The following is a 20,092-nucleotide window of genomic DNA, read 5'->3' as shown; positions in this document are numbered from 1 at the left end:
AACCGTACCTGCGTGATATTACCGCCGTAAAACAGTGCCTTCCGCAATTGTAAAAGGGGACCAAGCAATTTCCGGGACCAACAGAACGAATTTATTCAAATGAATGTCTATATTTGTATCATATTATGCAACAAGAATATGAAATCAAAAAATGAACTTAAACTACTTTTAAACGCTGTTCAAACATTTATTCATAAACTTTCATTATAAATAGTTCTAATCCGAATAACATATGAAGATACAATTATCTCACATTTTAGCGGTGCTGTCAGCGCTGTTTTTCGCGTTGCAAGTGCAAGCGCAAGAAAACCTTCCTTTCGGGCAAAACAAGGAAATTATCTCCCCGGAGATACATGCCGACAACTCCGTCACATTCCGTTTAACGGCTCCTACCGCTAACAACGTATCTGTGACAGGCGACTTTCTGGCTCCCGGTGAGGAAGCAGATATGACTAAAAATGCCGACGGCGTATGGAGCTATACAACACATCCCCTGCCTTCCGAATTATATACCTATGCATTCAACGTGGACGGGCTGCAGGTGAACGATCCCAATAATGTTTACTACCGGCGCGACGTAGCCAGCACATTGAACGTACTACTCGTCGGCGGCGGACAGGCCGACCTCTACAAGGTGAATAGTGTTCCGCATGGTACGGTAACAAAACGGTGGTATCAATCTCCCGGCAACAACATGACCCGGAGGATCACGATCTACACTCCGCCCGGGTATGAAGAGAGCGACAACTCCTATCCTGTCCTCTACCTGTTACATGGTATGGGTGGCGACGAAGAGGCGTGGATGACGCTCGGACGTGCATCACAGATAGTGGATAATCTGATTGCCCAGGGCAAAGCAGAGCCAATGATCATTGTGATGCCCAATGGGAACGTGGCACAGGAAGCTGCTCCCGGCGAATCGAGCCTCGGGTTCTACAAGCCGCAATTCCGTCTACCACATACTATGGATGGAAAATATGAAGAGACCTTTCACGAAATCATCCGGTTCGTCGATTCCCAATACCGTACTATTCCCGAAAAGGCGGGCCGCGCTATTGCAGGGCTCTCCATGGGTGGATTTCATACCTTGCACATTTCAAGATACTACCCCAATACCTTTGATTACATGGGACTCTTCTCTGCTGCTATCATGCCGGATGAAAAGATAAAATCAAAGGTGTATGACAGCATCGAGGAAACATTGGTTACACAAAAAAACAATGGCTATACCCTATATTGGATCGCCATCGGAAAAGAAGATTTTCTCTACCAGGCCAATATCGATTTCAGAAAAAAACTCGACGCAATGGATTTCCCATATATTTACCGGGAATCAGAAGGCGGACATACATGGCGTAACTGGCGGATCTATCTATCGGAGTTTCTGCCGATGCTCTTTAAAACCAGATAATTGATTAGTATCTATATCAACCAATTAATTAAATCCCTTCAGGGATTGTCGTCTAAGTAATATAAACAAGCAAAGAACAATCTGTATTTTTTTATTTTTTAAATAAAAAATAACTATCTCCCTTTTTCGTTTCAATGATTTAATTCATAGTTTTGTAGGGAATATCCGCATACAAAAAGGATATTCAGAGATTCTCGAACGTCCATATATGGTTTTCTTTCCGGGTAATCGGATAAACACTCTCCAGAAAAATATATAAACCGATATAAAACAACAAATTATGTCAACAACAGTCAAATTGTACTCTTTCAATCTCAGTAACACAAAGACTTATCTGTTCGCAGCGATATTTATTGTCGGCAACCTGCTCTTACCGCAGTTGGCACACCTTATACCGCAGGGTGGACTTATCTTCCTGCCCATTTATTTCTTTACACTGATTGCCGCTTACAAATATGGTATCCACGTGGGATTACTGACTGCCGTCTTATCTCCGTTAGCCAACCATCTGTTGTTCGGCATGCCACCCGCAGCCGTACTTCCGGCTATCCTCATTAAATCAGTCATTCTGGCTATTACCGCTGCATTAGTCGCCAAACAAGCCGGAAAAGTATCACTTCTGGCTATTCTAATTGCTATCCTTGCTTATCAGTTGGTCGGAACCGGTATAGAATGGGGCATGACACAAAACTTTGCCATTGCCGTTCAGGACTTCCGCCTCGGTGTTCCCGGTATGCTTATTCAACTCTTTGGCGGTTACTTCCTATTGAGAGCAATAGCCAAAATATAAGATGATTGCAGGAAAATCATTTGAGGAAGTCATGCAAAGGTTTCGTGAGATCACCTTTCACGAAACCTTTGATATGATCGTCGCTATAGCCAACGGAGGCATCGTTCCGGCAGCGATCATCAACCAGCGACTGAATATCGAAATACAACTTCTAAAGATCAATCTGCGTGATCCTGATCAGCAGCCGAGATACGATAGCCCAAAACTGATCTCACCTATAGACTTCGATTATAAAGACAAATCGATCCTTTTAGTGGAAGATCGAATAAAAACAGGAGCTACGGTACAATACGCCATCGATCTTTTACATGGTGCCGGGCAAATAAAAACATTTGCTGTAAACGGGAAGGCCGATTATTCGCTCTATGACGAATCTTGTTTCAGATTTCCTTGGATAGTATAAACAGGATCTCTCTGAACAGGACACACTCTTTCTATAGACACAATTACTATTTAAACAAACAATTACCAGGGTAAGTATGTACAAAATCACCCTCTTATTATATTGCATCGTGCTGTCGGCATCCCCGCTGGCAGCCGGAAACAGTTACTCCGGAAATGAACCGGCTACAGCGTTAAACGACACCGTCCGCCTGGATGAAGTGATTGTCACCGGTACCATGCCGAAAGTCAATCTGCGCAACCTGCCTATGAGTATATCGGTAATCTCAGAAAACCAGATTGAAGAAAGGATTCAACCCAACATTCTGCCTCTGCTGACCGAAGAAGTGCCGGGCCTGTTCATTACCCAGAGAGGTGTGATGGGTTACGGCGTGGCTAACGGGGCGGCCGGGGGGATGAGCATGCGCGGGATCGGAGGAGCGCCTACCACAGGTGTATTGGTGCTGATCGACGGACATCCGCAATATATGGGATTAATGGGGCATCCGCTGGCCGACAGCTACCAATCCATGATGACGGAACGGGTGGAAGTGGTACGCGGCCCGGCTTCGGTACTCTATGGTTCGAACGCCATGGGTGGCGTGATCAATATCATCACCAAAAAACAACAACGGGACGGATCGCACGGCATGGCACAGGTAATGTACGGAAGTTACAATACATTGAATGCGGAAGCATACACGGGATGGAAAAAAGAAAGATTGCACTTAGTTGGAAACATAGGATACAGCCGCTCTGACGGACACCGGGAGAATATGGATTTCGAACAGTGGAACGGCTATGCAAAAGTAGGGTATGATATTTCACGTAACTGGAGAAGTTTTGTAGATCTGAATATCTCCAATACAGAGTCTTCGAACCCTGGAATGGTCACTGCTCCTATGATCGACAACGACGCCGATATCACCCGGGGGATGACTTCACTTGCTGTCGAGAATGAGTATGCAAACACATCGGGAGCGGTAAAACTGTTTTACAACTTTGGCACACATCGGATCAACGATGGATACAGGGAGGGAGGACAACCCGTACCCCAACGGTTTAACTCATCCGACCAAATGGCGGGAGTATCGGTATATCAATCCTATTCTTTCTTTGCAGGAAATAAAACGACCGCCGGATTCGATTATCAGCACTTCGGAGGCGAAGCATTCAATAAGTTCCCCGATGAAACCAACAATGTGCAGTTGGCCGATACCTCGCTCTACAATATGGCAGGATATCTGAACCTGCAACAGACAATGCTGGATAATAAGTTGACGCTGAACGCAGGTATCCGGTTGGATTACCACGGGGTCAACGGATCAGAATGGATCCCGCAATTAGGTGTAAGTTTTACCCCTTCGGCGGCTACTGTCCTGAAAGCGATCGTCAGTAAAGGATTTCGTAACCCCACCATCCGTGAGATGTACATGTTCCCGCCGCAAAACCCTGATCTGAAAGCGGAGCGGTTGATGAATTATGAGGTATCACTCTTACAAATGCTGATGGATAACAGATTGAGCTTAGGCGTCAACCTGTTCTATATAAAAGGTGACAATATGATCCAGGTGGCAATGACCGATGGCAGACCGTTGAATGTGAATTCGGGGGAAGTGGAAAACAAAGGCTTCGAGGTCAGCACAACTTTTCAGGCGACACCGGAGCTACGCTTATCGGCAAACTACAGTTTTCTGGATATGACTTATAAGCTACTTGCCGCTCCCGAACACAAATTCTATGTGAGTGCCAATTACACCATAGGACGCTGGAACATTTCCTCCGGAGTGCAATACATAGGCAATATCCATACCACCCTGATACCCGAACCGCAGCAAGGAAGTTTCGTACTCTGGAATGCCCGTATCAATTTTAAGGCTTTCGACTGGCTTGGAATTTTCGCAAAAGGGGAAAACCTATTGGGTCAGAAATATGAAATCAATGCCGGATATCCGATGCCGGGAGCTACAATTTTCGGTGGAATACGGGTCACTATTTAAGGATAATGCTGATAAAACAGGGGTTAGGTTAGCATGACCGAATCCATATGAAATCAGATATACTGGTAATAAACAGAAATTCAAACAGGCTGGAAACAAACACCAGCCAATCTAAATAAAAAGAGATTATGGATAGACGGAATTTCTTACGAGCGGTAGCTCTCACAGGAGCAGCGCTTACCACAGTAAAAGAGACAGATGCGATGAGCGTACTCACCCAGTCGTTCGAAACCGCCAACGCCGCCAAAAAATATGATTTGGTAGCAGTAATGGGAGGCGAACCGGAAGCTATGTTCCGCAAAGCGATCGCCGAGATGGGAGGAATAAGCAACTTCATCAGCAAAGGCGACAAGGTATGTGTAAAACCTAATATCGGATGGGACCAGCCTGTAGAGATGGCGGCCAACACCAATCCGAAACTGGTAGAGGAAATTATCAAACAATGTTTCGATGCCGGAGCGGCGGAGGTGACCGTATTCGACCATACCTGCGACGACTGGCGCAAGTCTTATGCCAACAGCGGTATTGAGGAGGCAGCAAAAAAAGCAGGCGCCAAAGTAGTGCCCGCCCATCAGGAGTCATATTATAAAGCAGTTTCCCTGCCCAAAGGAAGAAGCCTGAAAACAACGAAGATACATCAGGCGATCGTGGACTGCGATAAATGGATCAATGTGCCTGTCCTGAAAAACCATGGTGGCGCCCAACTTACCATCTCTATGAAGAACTATATGGGGATTGTATGGGACAGGGGGTTTTTCCATGCCAACGACCTGCAACAGTGTATTGCTGATGTGTGTACTTATCCTAAGAAACCGGTTTTAAATATAGTAGATGCGTACAGGTTGATGAAGACCAGCGGCCCAAGGGGAAGGTCTCTCTCCGACGTGGTGCTTTCCAAAGGCCTTTTTATCTCTCAGGATATTGTCGCCGCAGACACTGCTGCTGCCAATTTCTTCAACCAGGCACGTGAAATGCCGCTCGACAAGGTAACGCATATCTCCAAAGGAGAAGAACTGGGCATCGGCACAATGAAACTGGACAACCTGAATATCAGGAGACTGAGGATATAATCCTCTCCGTTCTCTTGGTCGTATAATCCGTAATATCATTTATCATCCGGTACCCGCTACCGGGTAGTACTATCCGTGCCAAATCGCCTATTACGTCACTCTTTAGGAGGAAAGCATCATGTTGAAAAGAATACGTATTACACTCTCTGTGATCTTGTTTTCGTTAATTACGCTCTATTTTTTGGATTTCAGGGAATTTCTGCCCGATCGCGTCAGCTTTCTGGCCGAAATACAACTGATCCCGGCACTTCTTGCCCTTAATATCGTCATTCTCGTATCATTGGCGGTGCTAACCCTTCTTTTCGGCAGGATTTACTGTTCATCTATCTGTCCTATGGGTGTCTATCAGGATATAGTAGCATGGTTTTCCAAGAAGTTGAACAGGAAAAAGAAATACCGGTATAGTAACGCTAAAACCGTGCTTCGCTGGAGTGTGCTGGCAGGCACGACTGCGGCATTTATCTTCGGATTCACCTTTCTGTTGGGACTACTCGATCCTTACGGTGCCTATGGAAGAATAGTGACCCATCTGCTGCGCCCGGCCTATTTAGCGGGGAATAATCTGCTGGAAATTATCTTCACCTCGTTCAATAATTATACTTTTTATAAGGTCAGCATTTATACTCTGAGTATCTTTTCTCTTGTAACTGCCCTTATTACCCTGTTAATCATAGGTTACATGGCATGGCGTAATGGTAGAACCTGGTGCAATACCATCTGTCCCGTGGGAACTACGCTTGGTTTCCTGAGTAAATTCTCCCTGTTCAGGATCCGGTTCGTAGATGAAAAATGTAACATGTGCGGATTATGCGCCATGAAATGCAAGGCTTCTTGTATCGACTCAAAAAACAAGCAGGTCGATTACAGTCGTTGCGTTACCTGTTTCAACTGCATCGAAAGCTGCAACCGTGACGCGATGAAATACACCCTTGTCCGGCCGGGGAAGAAAAAAGAAACCGACGCGGTGCCGGCATATACTTATGTGAAAGAAGAGAAGCAGGTGAATGAATCGAAGCGCCGCTTTCTGTCCGCTTCTCTGATTACGGGACTGGCAGCAGGAAACCTTGTGGCACAAACGGTTTCGGATAGCATATTCCGGGGAGGAACAAGTAATACCTTGTCTCCGGAAGGAATCTCCGGTGATTTTCTTCCGAGAAGGGAATTCAAACGACAAATCCCTATTGCTCCTCCGGGAACACCCACTTTCGATCATCTGCGGGAGAAATGTATCTCCTGCCACCTTTGTGTAAGCAAATGTCCGTCACATGTGATCAAACCGGCTTTTCTGGAATACGGACTTGGGGGAATAATGCAACCGAAACTCTACTTCGATCACGGCTTCTGCAATTACGACTGCACCATCTGCGGAGAAGTTTGTCCCACCGGGGCCATTCTTCCATTGACAAAAGAGGAAAAGAACCATACCCAGATGGGACAGGTACAACTGATCATTGAAAACTGCATCGTCTATTACGACGAGACAAGTTGTGGTGCCTGCTCGGAACACTGCCCCACACAGGCCGTACATATGGTTCCCTATAAAGGGATGCTGACCATCCCCGAGATCAGGCCGGAGATATGCGTGGGTTGCGGCGGTTGCGAATATGTCTGTCCCGCTATCCCTTATAAAGCCATTTATGTGGAAGGATTGCGATCGCAGAACATCATCGAGATCGAACACGAAGAAGTGGATGAGATCGTGATAGACGATTTCGGGTTCTGACCGGGAAATAGAGGATCGTGCAGCAAGAGTCGTTCAATTACATCAGATTTTTTCAGTATAAAGACTGAAAGTATATTTTTAGGTAATTTACCTTAATTTAACTCAAATAATCTGCCTACCCCATCCTCATGTTATACTTTTGTTCAGATAGAAAATTTCAGCATTTATGATTTATAACAAAGTACAAGAGGAAATTGCAAACAAAATTGAAGATAAACCGCAGCTATCTAACTGGAAAGATTGGAAATGGCAACTAAAACACTCGATTAAAACCTTGGATCAGTTCGAATATATTACCGGCATCTGCTTCGAAAAAAAAGAGAGGGAACAACTCCAAAAGACCTTTGATAAGTTTCCGCTATCCATCACTCCCTATTACCTTTCTCTTATCCATAAAGACAATTACCGGAATGACCCTGTCTTCAAACAAGCTTTTGGCGGATCGGAAGAATTGAATACACTGTCATCGGAATATGCAGACCCCCTTTCGGAAGATAAGGACAGTCCCGTGGAAGGAATTACACACCGATATCCCGACCGGGTTTTGTTTCAGGTAAGCAACGTTTGCTCTATGTATTGCCGTCATTGCACCCGTAAACGTAAAGTGGGAGATATAGACTTTATCCCGTCACGAAAACAATTGACTACCGGTATCGAATATATTCGCAACACTCCCCAGGTGAGGGATGTACTGCTTTCGGGCGGAGATCCTTTTATGCTTTCCGATTCGATGATCGACTGGCTGTTATCTGAAATAAGCCGGATTCCGCATGTGGAGGTGATCCGTATCGGCACCCGGATGCCGGTGGTATTACCCTACCGGATAACCGATAATTTAATTTCGGTACTGAAAAAATATCATCCTTTATGGATAAATACGCACTTTAATCATCCTAACGAGATAACCAGTTCATCGAAAGAGGCACTGGCCAAGCTGGCCGACGGAGGGTTTCCGTTAGGGAACCAATCGGTGCTGCTGGCTGATGTAAACGATTGCCCCAGGATCATAAAATCGCTTGTTCACAAATTAGTGCAGAACAGGGTACGACCCTACTATCTTTACCAGTGCGACCTCTCGGAAGGATTATCTCATTTCAGGACGCCTGTCGGGAAAGGCATTGAGATCATGGAGAGCCTCGTGGGCCACACAAGCGGGTTCGCACGCCCGGTGTATGTGATCGATGCACCCGGTGGAGGCGGAAAGATTCCGGTGATGCCTAACTATATCATCTCATGGTCTACCAACAAAGTAGTGTTGAGAAATTATGAAGGTGTGATCACCACCTATAAAGAGCCGGACAGTTATGCACCTAAAGACTGCGACCGCAACTGCGAGAGCTGTAATCTGGATTTGAACCTGCAGGAAAATGAAGATCAGGACGTAGCTATCGGCATAGAAAAATTACTTTCAAATACCAATGATACCATATCCCTGATACCCGAAGATAATGAAAGAATTCAACGACGCAATGACAATGCCTGACCGGATAGAGAAAACAGCGAACGGCTCTATCCTCCAATACGGAAAACTCAACAACCGGATCTATCTGATGAAATTGGCGGTACAGGATACGGAGAGCATCATTCCCCGGATGAATCAATTAGCTGACATGCAAAACTATTCGAAGATCTTTTGCAAAATTCCGTCAAGCGCATATCCCCTGTTTTTAGCCGAAGGGTATAGAATGGAAGGCTACATTCCGGCTTTTTATAACGGGAAAGAAGATGCTTTCTTCGTTTCCAAATTCCCCAATGACCAGGGTCGGGCGTCTGTCCCGGTGCCCCGGTTACAGCAACTTCACCGGCTTTTATCCGACATGGCAACGGGGAATCAGCAAGCAATCGATAAAGCTTCCTATACGATACGCAAGCTGGGCCAACGGGACATCCCGGCCATGACACGTATCTACTCCGATATATTCAAGAGCTATCCCTTTCCCATTTATGATCCGGAGTATATCTCGGAGATGATGGATGAGCATGTACAGTATTTCGGCGCCTTTAAGGATGGAAAACTGGCTGCCCTGTCTTCTTCGGAGATCGATAGGGAGGCTCAAAATGCTGAAATGACCGATTTCGCAACACACACATCCCACATGGGAAACAAACTGTCAATGTTACTTCTCCGACACATGGAGCATGAGATGCGGCAACAGGGTATATGCACACTATACACCATTGCCCGCCTTCAGTCCGTCCCCATGAACAAAACATTCATTCGTACGGGGTTCACTTATTCAGGCACCCTGCTCAACAACACCAATATCGACGGAAAAACAGAGAGTATGAATCTCTATTATAAGCGGTTGGAAAAAATATAAAGGATTGGGATTATCTTTTTATCAATTAAACCTCCAAAAAATCGGCAAAAAATACAAGACATAGTCAAAAATAATTGATACTTTTGTAAACTTGTCAGGTATTTCGTTGTTGTACCGGTGATAGGGATTTCGTTAAGCTAAATGAGTATAGTCCAAACGAGTTTATCCTCTGCCATAGTGCAATAACTAATTTTAATTGAGCAACTTTACCAACGATAAGGTGAGTGTCATGAGTAGAACAACTGCCATATTATTGCTACCCATCATGATGATCTTTGCGATACAACCCGTTATCGCATTGCATTATTGTGCGGGAGAGTTGCAATCACTCAACCTATTTGCCCAGCACGCCGCCACAGATATTAGCCCTATACATGCGGCAGACCACGGGAATAACCATTCCTGCTGCAATTCGCACAGGACCGGGAATTCGGGCACGAATGAAGATCCGAGGAGGATTGGAACTGCCCGTCACGGTCATGAGTTACACTTTGCCGGAGACAAATGCTGCAACACAGAGATACTTGAGCTAACTACCGATGACTACCAGAATAAGGTAGAACAGCCGGCCTCCCGCCTCTTACCTCTCTCTTTTGACACTGTAGGAGCCATTTTGACCCGGTTGTATAAATTATCGGATCCCATAACCGACATCCGTACCCCTCATCCTGACTTTCCTCCGGAAGGTCTCTTCCTAAAAGATGTAAGCTTGCTCACTTACATCTGTATTTACCGCATTTGATTTATCGGTCGCGTTTACAGGTACAACCGTATGAGGTTTCTATGGCCTTTCTTTAATTAAAGGGTCATTACTCATATGGTTGCGCAGGTAATCTATTGTTTTCTCTTTTTAATACATATCTAATCTCTTAACTTTTTTATGATGAACAAGATCATCAAATATTTCCTGCATAACAGGTTAATAACCATATTACTGCTGATCCTTATTATCGTGTGGGGGATTGCTACGGCGCCATTCAACTGGTACAGCCTCCTTCCCCGCGACCCCGTACCGGTGGATGCGATCCCGGATATCGGAGAAAATCAGCAGATTGTCGCTACAGAATGGATGGGACGCTCGCCCATAGATATACAGGAACAGGTCACCTACCCCCTTACCACCTCTTTACTGGGTATTCCGGGAGTGAAAACGATCCGTAGTTCTTCCATGTTCGGTATGTCATTTATCTATATCATTTTTGAGGATGATGTAGAGTTTTACTGGAGCCGGTCGCGTATCCTCGAGAAACTGAATTCGCTCCCTTCCGGCACCTTGCCCGAAGGAGTACAACCAAGCCTTGGACCCGATGCCACCGCCCTGGGACAAATCTTCTGGTATACCCTCGAAGGGCGTGACCCTGCAACCGGAAAACCTGCGGGAGGATGGGATCCCGATGAACTGCGATCGATCCAGGATTTCCAGGTGAAATACAGTCTCTCTTCTGCCGAAGGGGTGGCTGAGGTCGCTTCCGTGGGAGGATACGTAAAAGAGTATCAGGTCGAGATCGATCCCAACGCCATGCGTGCCTATAACATATCCATCATGGATGTGATGAACGCAGTACAAAAAAGCAATCTTGATATCGGTGCGGAGACGGTCGAGATCAATAAGGCAGAATATCTGGTACGCGGGCTGGGTTACATCAAAAAGGTTTCCGATCTCGAAGAGGCGGTAATTACCGTACGTAATGGAGTACCGGTAATGATTAAAGATGTGGCTTTCGTCAATATTGGACCTGCTACCCGCCGGGGCGGACTCGACAAGGAAGGTGTAGAGGCCGTGGGCGGTGTTGTGGTAGCGCGTTACGGTTCTAATCCGTTAAAAGTAATTGATAACGTAAAGGAAAAGATTGCCGGAATAGAAGCCGGACTGCCGCAAAAAACACTGGCCGACGGAACGGTTTCCAAAGTTTCGGTTGTACCGTTCTACGACAGGACAGGATTGATCCATGAGACTATCGGCACCCTCGAGACATCTCTCACTCACGAGATACTAATCACCATAATTGTCGTGATCGTTATTATCCTTAATCTCCGTGCATCGGTAGTCATATCCAGCATATTGCCCGTGGGGGTGTTACTCACCTTTATCCTTATGCGAAACATGGGGATAGACGCCAATATTGTAGCGCTCTCGGGTATTGCCATCGCCATCGGAGTGATGATAGATATCGGTGTGGTCTTTGTCGAGAATATCATCCGGCACATGGAGATGGAGGAGAACAAGGATAAACGAAAAGGCAAAGCATTTATCGAACTGATCTATAAAAGCGTAAGTGAAGTATCGGGCGCCGTACTCACCGCTTCACTCACCACGGTAGTGAGCTTTCTTCCTGTTTTCTTTCTTGAAGCGCAGGAAGGTAAACTGTTCAGCCCCCTGGCCTACACAAAAACTATTGCTATGCTATCGGCAGTTTTGCTGGGGATAGCCATCTTACCTACCTTGACTTATTATTTCTTTTCATTCAGGATCACCTCCGAGCTGATTCGAAAAGTAGGAAACATCTTATTAATAGCAGGTGGTATTGCATTGCTTATCCTCACCGGGGTGGGCGCCTATGTCGCCCTGCCTCTTTTCGGACTGAATAACCTGTTTGCAGATCGATGGAAAAATAAAAGAATACCCACTTTTATCGGTATCGGTATTGCCATCATTACCGTGGTTTACCTGCTCGCTGTAGAATGGCTCCCGTTGGGGACCTATGCCGGTATCCCCCGCAACTTCATTTTCGTGATCCTGATCATAGGCGTTATTCTGGGACTATTATGGTTGCTGGTAATTTACTACGAAAAGATCCTGCGATGGAGTCTCGCCAACCGATGGAAATTCATGGTTATACCGATTGCCACCGTACTGTTCGGCATTATCATCTGGATGGGATTCGACAAGACCTTCGGCGTTGTGGCCACAGGGTTCGAGACCGTGGGCTGGAAATCATTCCGCCAGACGGGATTCTGGCAGGCGGCAAGCGATAAATTCCCGGGGATCGGTAAAGAATTTATGCCCAGCCTCAATGAAGGCTCTTTCCTGCTGATGCCTACCAGCATGCCCCATACGGGTATTGAACAGAACCTGCAATATATCGAGATGCTCGACAAACGGATCTCCAATATCCCCGAAGTGGAGATGACCGTAGGGAAATGGGGACGGGTGAATTCGGCCCTCGATCCGGCACCGGCACAGATGTTTGAAAATACGATCAACTATCGCTCCGAATATATCCTGGATGAGAACGGGCGCCGGCAACGATTTAAGGTGAACCGCAAAGGAGAATTCCTGCTGACAGACGGTTCCACCTATAATCCGGAAGAAGATGAGTTCAGGCTGATACCGGCCGACAGCCTGGTGCATTCGAGATACGGAAAACATTTCAGGCAGTGGCGCTCCCATATTAAAAGCCCGGATGATATCTGGCAGGAGATCGTAAATGTATCCCATCTGCCAGGACTCACTTCGGCGCCAAAGCTACAACCTATTGAAGCACGTCTGGTGATGCTTTCCACCGGGATGCGGGCGCCCATGGGATTAAAAGTATCGGGACCGGATCTGGAGTCTATCGAACAGGGAGGCAGGATCCTTGAAGCAGCCCTGAAAGAGATACCCTCTATCCTGCCCTCGACCGTTTTCTACGACCGTGCTGTGGGCGCACCTTATATAGAAATCAAACTGAATCGCCACAATATGGCGCGATTCGGCATTACGGTAGCCGATTTACAGGAAACCATCAGCGCTGCCGTGGGCGGAATGGCTTTGACCACTACTGTGGAAGGGCGTGAACGTTATCCGGTACGGCTCCGTTATCCCCGCGAACTGAGAGAACATCCCGAAGAGTTATCGAAACTGATTATCCCTACTGCCACCGGTGCACAGATACCGCTTGGCGATGTGGCCGATATCGGGTATGCCAGAGGAGCACAGATGATACAGAGTGAGAATACCTTCTTAGTGGGATATGTCATCTTTGATAAAGTGGGTGCCAAAGCCGAGGTAGATGTGGTAATGGAAGCCGATAAGCTATTGAAAGAGAAGATCCGCAACGGAGAAATCAGCCTGCCCAACGGCGTATCCTATACTTTCGCAGGAAATTATGAACAGCAGGCACGTGCTTCCAGACGATTGCTGATCATTATACCTATCAGCCTCATTACCATCCTCCTGATCCTCTATTTCCAGTTCAAGACGGTAACGGCATCGCTGATCCATTTCTCAGGGGTGTTCGTCGCCCTGGCGGGAGGATTCATCTTACTGTGGTTGTACGGCGAACCCTGGTTTATGAACTTCTCTGTGGCCGGCACAAATATCCGGGATATGTTCCAGATGCATCCCATCAACCTGAGTATTGCCGTATGGGTCGGATTTATCGCGCTTTTCGGTATTGCCACTGATGATGGCGTACTGATGGGGACATATATTCACGATACTTTTCTGGAAAGGGATCCGCAGACCAAAGAAGAGATCAGGGAAGCAGTTGTCTATGCCGGACTGAAAAGAGTCCGCCCGGCAGTGATGACCACTGCCTCCACCCTGATAGCTTTCCTGCCGGTACTTACCTCTACGGGCAAGGGTGCCGATATCATGGTGCCGATGGCCATTCCTACATTCGGCGGTATGCTGATCCAGTCGATGACCATGTTCGTGGTGCCTATCCTGCAATGCTGGTGGCGGGAAAGCGCTATCAAAAAACAACATAAGAATAGTATAAAACAAAGAGATTATGAAACGATATAACAACCTATATTGCATTCTCCTGTTGATTGCAGGTCTTACGGCCATTTCTGCGGCTGCACAGACAACCAGTCCGTTTACTGCCGCTCCTGACACCGGGCTCATATCCGATTCACTTATCGTCGCCTCTATCCCCCGGCAGTCACCCGATTCTCTCGCCCATTACCTGGAAACGGCTGCACGTAATAATCCGGGTGTGAGAGCCTATTTTCTGGCATATAAGGCATCGCTGGAGAAGATGCCGCAGGCAGGCGCTTATCCCGATCCTGAACTGGAAATCGGTTTCTTTCTGCAACCGATGGAAATACTGGACGGACGGCAAATCGCCGATTTCACATTGATGCAGATGTTCCCATGGTTCGGAACACGCAAGGCGGCACGTACCGAAGCCGGACACATGGCCAACATGGCTTTTGAACAATTCCGGGAAACCCGTGACAATCTTTACCTGCAGGTATATACCCAGTGGTTCCTCCTTTGCAGTTTGCAACAGCAGTTGAACAACAGCCGCGAAAACAGGGATTATCTGAAGCAATTGGAGACACTGGCCTTGCGTAAGTTTTCCGCTTCTCCGGCAGGAAACACAGGTTCCGGAGGACGTACGCAAGCAACACCGGTTACGAGTCCCGTAACGACCGGTACAAGTAGTATGGGAGCATCAGGAAATATGGGGAGTATGAATTCCATGGGTTCGTCTATGGGAGGAAGCGCTACCCGGTCTTCAACTTCGGGCAGTTCCATGTCTTCCATGGGTTCCGGAGCAGGCATGCAAAGTATGAGCGGTTCTTCCGGTATGTCGGATGTATTGCGTATTCAATTGGAGATCGCCGAACTGGAGAACAGTATCGAAAGCATTTTGTCCCGAATCAATGCCGAAACGGCCGCCTTCAACGCGTTATTGAACAGGCCGTCCGGCAGTAAAGTACATCTTCCCGACTCGATCACTCCGATACCTTTTTCATTAGACGTAGCGCTAACGGCAGAGCAGATCAGTCTGAACAATCCGATGCTGGCTATGATCGACGAAGAAGGGGCGGCCTACAGAGCCAAAGCAGAGATGGATAAAAAGATGAGTTATCCGATGTTAGGTATAGGCATCCAGTATTCAGTAATCGGTAAACGCATGGATATGGGGCACGCAGGCCTGCCCGTGACAGAGATGAACGGGATGGATATGATTATGCCGATGGTCTCCATCAGCCTGCCTCTTTATCGTAGTAAATACAAGGCACAACAAAGGGAGAGCAGTATCCGGTGGCAGGCAAGCCGTCAGCAATATGCCGACACCCAAAACGCCCTGCAGACTGAACTATACCGCACCAGGCACTCACTGGATGACGCCTCAAGAAAGATCACCCTGTATGAAAAGCAATCTCAGCTCGCCCAAACAACATACCACTTGCTGGTACAGGAGTTTGTCTCGGGAAAAAGCGACCTGACTGATGTCATACAAGTACAACGTCAGTTGCTCGATTACCGCTTAAAAAAAGCCGAAGCTGTCGCCGAATACAATACGATGGTGGCTTCGATACAAAAACTCGTCTCATTTAATGCTTCGCACGATAATGTGCTGCGCATGATAAAATGATAGATGCTTCGCGCGATAAGTTTTCAATTTTCAACTTTCAATTTTCAATTAAAAAAACATGGACTCCAAAATAAAAAAAGCAGTGAACAATAAATATGTCACATACGGATTAATTCTGCTGGCAGGATTATTCCTGGGTTGGTTGATCTTCTCCGGCGATTCGTCGTCAGGTGAGCAAACGACAGCGGCAGGACACGACCACGATCATGACCATGGTGAAGAGGTATGGACTTGTTCCATGCACCCGCAGATACGGATGGATAAGCCGGGAAAATGCCCTCTTTGCGCAATGGATCTGATCCCATTGAAAACAACCGGTTCGGGTGATGCCGCCATCGATCCCGACGCTATTCAATTAAGCGCAGAAGCGGTTGCACTGGCTAATATCCAAACGACGGTCGTCAGCCGGCAGAATCCGGTAAAGAATGTCCGTCTTTACGGGACTATCCAGGTGGATGAACGGCTTTCGCAATCACAAACATCACACGTAAGCGGTCGTATCGAGAAACTCATGGTCAGCTTTACCGGAGAAAGCGTACGGCAGGGACAGACCATTGCAACTATCTACTCTCCCGAGCTGCTAAGCGCGCAACAGGAATTATTGGAAGCGGTAAAGATGAAAGATATCCAGCCGGCATTGCTACAGGCGGTAAGAGAGAAACTATCGCTCTGGAAATTATCGGACGGACAGATAGCCGCAATTGAACAATCGGGGAAAGTATCACCGTTGACAGACATAACGGCAAATACCGGTGGTATTGTCGTTTCCAAGAATGTCAACCAGGGAGACTATATCAGCACCGGAACCGTTCTGTTCGATATTGCCGATCTCTCCCGGGTATGGGCGGTATTCGACGCCTATGAGTCGGATCTCCCCTTTCTGAAGGTAGGCGATAAATTGGATTATACTCTTCAGTCACTTCCCGGAAAAACATTCTCAGGGAGGATCTCTTTTATCAATCCGATTCTCGATCCGACGACGCGTACTGCCAAGGTCAGGGTTGAGACAACCAATCCGCGTACAGAACTGATGCCGGGGATGTATGCCAACGCTCTTGTGAATGCTCCACTGAAGCAGTACAACAACCAGATTGTCATCCCAAAATCAGCCGTTCTATGGACAGGCAAACGTTCCATTGTCTATGTGAAACAACCTGATACCGAAACACCGGCATATCTGCTCCGGGAGGTAGAACTCGGCCCTTCACTCGGCGAAGCCTATCTGGTTCTTTCGGGGATAGAGGATGGCGATGAGATCGTGACGAATGGGGCCTTTACCATCGATGCAAGCGCTCAACTTTCCGGAAAGCGCAGTATGATGAACGATGAGGCGGGCCGCGCCGTTACCGGACACGAAGGTCACTCTATGCCGGGAAGCGACAGTCATACGCCCGATCATGCTTCCGCCGGACATGAGCATGCAATGATGACGGTACAGGGACTGTGTGAAATGTGTAAAGAGCGTATCGAAAAAGCTGCCATGAGTGTGAAAGGTGTATCTTCCGCCTCATGGGATGGGACAGCAAAGCAATTGCACCTGAATTATGATCCCGCACAGACCGATCTCGACAAGATCTCTCAGGCTGTCGCCAAAGCCGGTCACGATACAGACAAGCACAAGGCAGATCAGAAGGTCTATGACGCGTTGCCCGGATGCTGCAAGTACAGGGAGTAAACGGGCAGTAACGAACAAAAACACCCTTTTTTCGTTAAACAAAAGGAAATTCAAAACAGTTTCTCAGATTTAAATAAACAATTAGAAAGAAGTTATTATGAAGAAGTATGCATTATCAGTAATGATTGCCGCGACCCTATTGTTCGCCGCATGTAATTCGGGTGGTTCCAAAAGTGGTGGCGAAACATCACAAACAGAAATGGAAGCATCTGCAGGAACAGAACAACACGATGAGCATGCCGTACTTGGTGTGCAGGGACTTTGTGATATGTGTAAAAAGAATATCGAAACTGCGGCAAAAAGCGTCGAAGGTGTATCGACGGCCGAATGGGATGCGGAGAAAAAAGAACTCCATTTTCATTTCAATCCGCAACAGACTGATATCGATGCTATCAGTAAAGCAATTGCCGGGGTGGGATATGATACCGACAGGGACAGAGCCGACCAGGCTACCTATGATGCATTACCCGCTTGCTGCAAATACAGAGGTTAATTTTTTCAGATTCCATTCATAATATCGGAGGCTGTCTCAGAATAATTCCTGAGACGGCCTTTTTTATCCCGATAAGGGGGCAGCACCCGAATATAGCAAACAAGATAAGTGAAAAATGTAGAAATCCTTTGTGTACATGGGAGAAAAATGTAGATATCAACAGTGTAATTTGAGGGGGATTCAACAAGTTAGACTTTTCCTACGTTCGGCAAAACGAGTAAACTCGTTCTGTTCTCTCTTAACGGAAAAGTTCAAGTGAACTTGATTTTTCTCCCGGCTTTCACTATATTTCCAGAATATAAGATACGCCTCGGAAAAGCTCAAACAAGTTTGGCTTTTCTCTCGGCTTTCACTATATTTGCGGGAATTTGAAATCATGAACAACAATTCGATTATATCATTTCGTGAAATCACATTATCGTTCCACAAAGGTAAAATCGCAATTGAACATAAATCCATTTAAGTTCCAAGTATATAAAAACTAAAAGCAAATGAAACGATTTTTTCTATTACCGGTACTTCTTACTCTCGGTCTGGTTTTATACGGAAAACCGGTACTGCCTGAGATCCTGAGCGACGGGATGGTGCTGCAACAAAACAGCAGGGTGAATATATGGGGAAAAGCTGAACGGGGCAAAACAGTGGAAGTCAAGCCTTGTTGGAGCAAAACCGCAGTACGTGTCACAGTAGACAATACAGGTAACTGGATCGCCGTGATCGAGACACCCGAAGCAAGTTTTACCCCACGTACTATCACGATTTCCGATGGTGAAGAGGTGGTGCTTAAGGATATCCTGATCGGTGAAGTATGGCTGGCATCAGGACAAAGCAATATGGAGATGCCCCTTCAAGGGTTCAATAACAATCCTATTCTGGATGCCAATGAAACCATTGCCCTTTCCGGTCAATACCCGGCCATCCGGTTTGTCACAATCCCCAAGACACCGTCATTTGAACCTCTCGAAAGCGTGGAGGGACGCTGGCAGGTATGTAATCCGGCTAACTCACCGGGTTTCAGTGCTACGGCGTTTTTCTTTGCCGAGACACTTCACAAATCGATGAATGTGCCCGTAGGGATTATCGTTTCTTCATGGGGTGGTACAAGAGTAGAGGGGTGGACTAACAGGGAAATCCTCAGGACCTATCCCGATGTGGATTTGAACGAAGAAGCAGTCAATAAACTACATCCAATGGCCCGTCCGCTATTGATGTACAACGGCATGATACACCCGATCACTAATTACGTGATAAAAGGTTTTATCTGGTATCAGGGTGAATCGAATGTCGGCGCTCATCAGGTTTATCCCGAACGTCTTCACAATATGGTGACTCTCTGGCGCACACAATGGAATAATCCCGAACTTCCTTTCTACTATGTGGAAATCGCCCCCTTTGAATATGGGAACGCCAATGATACCGGTGCTGCCTACCTCCGTGAAGCACAGTTTAAGGCACAGAAACTAATCCCTCACAGCGGAATGATCTCCACCAACGATCTGGTGGAACCTTATGAACTGCGTAATATCCACCCACGCAATAAGACTGATGTAGGAAAGCGACTTGCATTTATGGCCCTCAACAAAACCTATGGATATGAACGGGTAGCTGCCTACGGACCCGAGTACAATTCAATGGAAATCCGTGACGGAAAAGTAATCGTCTCTTTCGATCATGCAAATGAAGGCTTCAACCGGACAGACGGTATAGAGGGGTTCGAAATTGCTGCGGCAGACGGTCAGTTCCTTCCCGCACAAGCAATAGTACGCGATGGCAAAGTGGAAGTATACCGCGAAGGGGTTGACCAACCCGTAGCTGTCCGTTATTGCTTCAAAAACTTCCAGACAGGGAACCTCGCCGGAATACGTGAGCTTCCGGTAGTACCGTTCAGAACAGATTCATTTGAGAAATAACAGG

The 20,092-nt window shown here is 46.8% G+C and carries 14 protein-coding genes; all 14 read left to right on the top strand.

The window, feature by feature from the left end:
- Positions 1–232 precede the first annotated feature (232 nt).
- The 14 genes from F597_RS0117650 (at position 233) to F597_RS0117580 (ending at position 20,088) form a co-directional block, all read left to right on the top strand.
- On the top strand, positions 233–1,411 hold the full coding sequence (locus F597_RS0117650; protein ID WP_019541082.1) for an esterase: 1,179 nt from the start codon (positions 233–235) through the stop codon (positions 1,409–1,411).
- A 280-nt stretch (positions 1,412–1,691) separates the two neighbouring features.
- Complete coding sequence (locus F597_RS0117640; protein ID WP_019541080.1) at positions 1,692–2,201, top strand: hypothetical protein; 510 nt, start codon at positions 1,692–1,694, stop codon at positions 2,199–2,201.
- 1 nt (position 2,202) lies between these two features.
- Positions 2,203–2,604 (top strand): phosphoribosyltransferase, encoded by a 402-nt coding sequence (locus tag F597_RS0117635; protein WP_019541079.1) that lies wholly within the window; start codon positions 2,203–2,205, stop codon positions 2,602–2,604.
- Positions 2,605–2,680: 76 nt separating this feature from the next.
- Positions 2,681–4,582, top strand: coding sequence for a TonB-dependent receptor (locus tag F597_RS0117630; RefSeq protein WP_019541078.1), 1,902 nt, complete (start codon positions 2,681–2,683; stop codon positions 4,580–4,582).
- Between the two features lie 128 nt (positions 4,583–4,710).
- Complete coding sequence (locus F597_RS0117625) at positions 4,711–5,652, top strand: DUF362 domain-containing protein (protein ID WP_019541077.1); 942 nt, start codon at positions 4,711–4,713, stop codon at positions 5,650–5,652.
- A 118-nt stretch (positions 5,653–5,770) separates the two neighbouring features.
- Complete coding sequence (locus F597_RS0117620; RefSeq protein WP_019541076.1) at positions 5,771–7,375, top strand: 4Fe-4S binding protein; 1,605 nt, start codon at positions 5,771–5,773, stop codon at positions 7,373–7,375.
- A gap of 166 nt (positions 7,376–7,541) precedes the next feature.
- Positions 7,542–8,858, top strand: coding sequence for a lysine 2,3-aminomutase (kamA, locus tag F597_RS0117615; RefSeq protein WP_019541075.1), 1,317 nt, complete (start codon positions 7,542–7,544; stop codon positions 8,856–8,858).
- Positions 8,824–9,696, top strand: a complete 873-nt coding sequence (ablB, locus tag F597_RS0117610; protein ID WP_019541074.1) for a putative beta-lysine N-acetyltransferase — start codon at positions 8,824–8,826, stop codon at positions 9,694–9,696. Before kamA ends, ablB begins: the two co-directional genes overlap by 35 nt.
- A 229-nt stretch (positions 9,697–9,925) precedes the next feature.
- Entirely contained in the window at positions 9,926–10,438 is a 513-nt protein-coding gene (locus F597_RS0117605; protein WP_139224222.1) for an HYC_CC_PP family protein, read from the top strand.
- A gap of 138 nt (positions 10,439–10,576) precedes the next feature.
- The gene (locus F597_RS0117600; RefSeq protein ID WP_019541072.1) at positions 10,577–14,425 is read left to right on the top strand and encodes an efflux RND transporter permease subunit; all 3,849 of its coding nucleotides are present in this window, start codon (positions 10,577–10,579) and stop codon (positions 14,423–14,425) included.
- The gene (locus F597_RS0117595) at positions 14,412–16,010 is read left to right on the top strand and encodes a TolC family protein (protein ID WP_019541071.1); all 1,599 of its coding nucleotides are present in this window, start codon (positions 14,412–14,414) and stop codon (positions 16,008–16,010) included. Before F597_RS0117600 ends, F597_RS0117595 begins: the two co-directional genes overlap by 14 nt.
- Before the next feature lie 58 nt (positions 16,011–16,068).
- On the top strand, positions 16,069–17,685 hold the full coding sequence (locus tag F597_RS0117590; RefSeq protein WP_019541070.1) for an efflux RND transporter periplasmic adaptor subunit: 1,617 nt from the start codon (positions 16,069–16,071) through the stop codon (positions 17,683–17,685).
- A gap of 97 nt (positions 17,686–17,782) precedes the next feature.
- The gene (locus F597_RS0117585; RefSeq protein WP_019541069.1) at positions 17,783–18,178 is read left to right on the top strand and encodes a heavy-metal-associated domain-containing protein; all 396 of its coding nucleotides are present in this window, start codon (positions 17,783–17,785) and stop codon (positions 18,176–18,178) included.
- 491 nt (positions 18,179–18,669) lie between these two features.
- On the top strand, positions 18,670–20,088 hold the full coding sequence (locus tag F597_RS0117580) for a sialate O-acetylesterase (protein ID WP_019541068.1): 1,419 nt from the start codon (positions 18,670–18,672) through the stop codon (positions 20,086–20,088).
- Positions 20,089–20,092 lie beyond the last annotated feature (4 nt).

The organism is Proteiniphilum acetatigenes DSM 18083 (genome assembly GCF_000380985.1).
In the GTDB taxonomy this organism is placed as follows: domain Bacteria; phylum Bacteroidota; class Bacteroidia; order Bacteroidales; family Dysgonomonadaceae; genus Proteiniphilum; species Proteiniphilum acetatigenes.
Note: the sequence above shows the minus strand (reverse complement) of the source record. Positions and strands in the feature narration are given on the sequence as shown.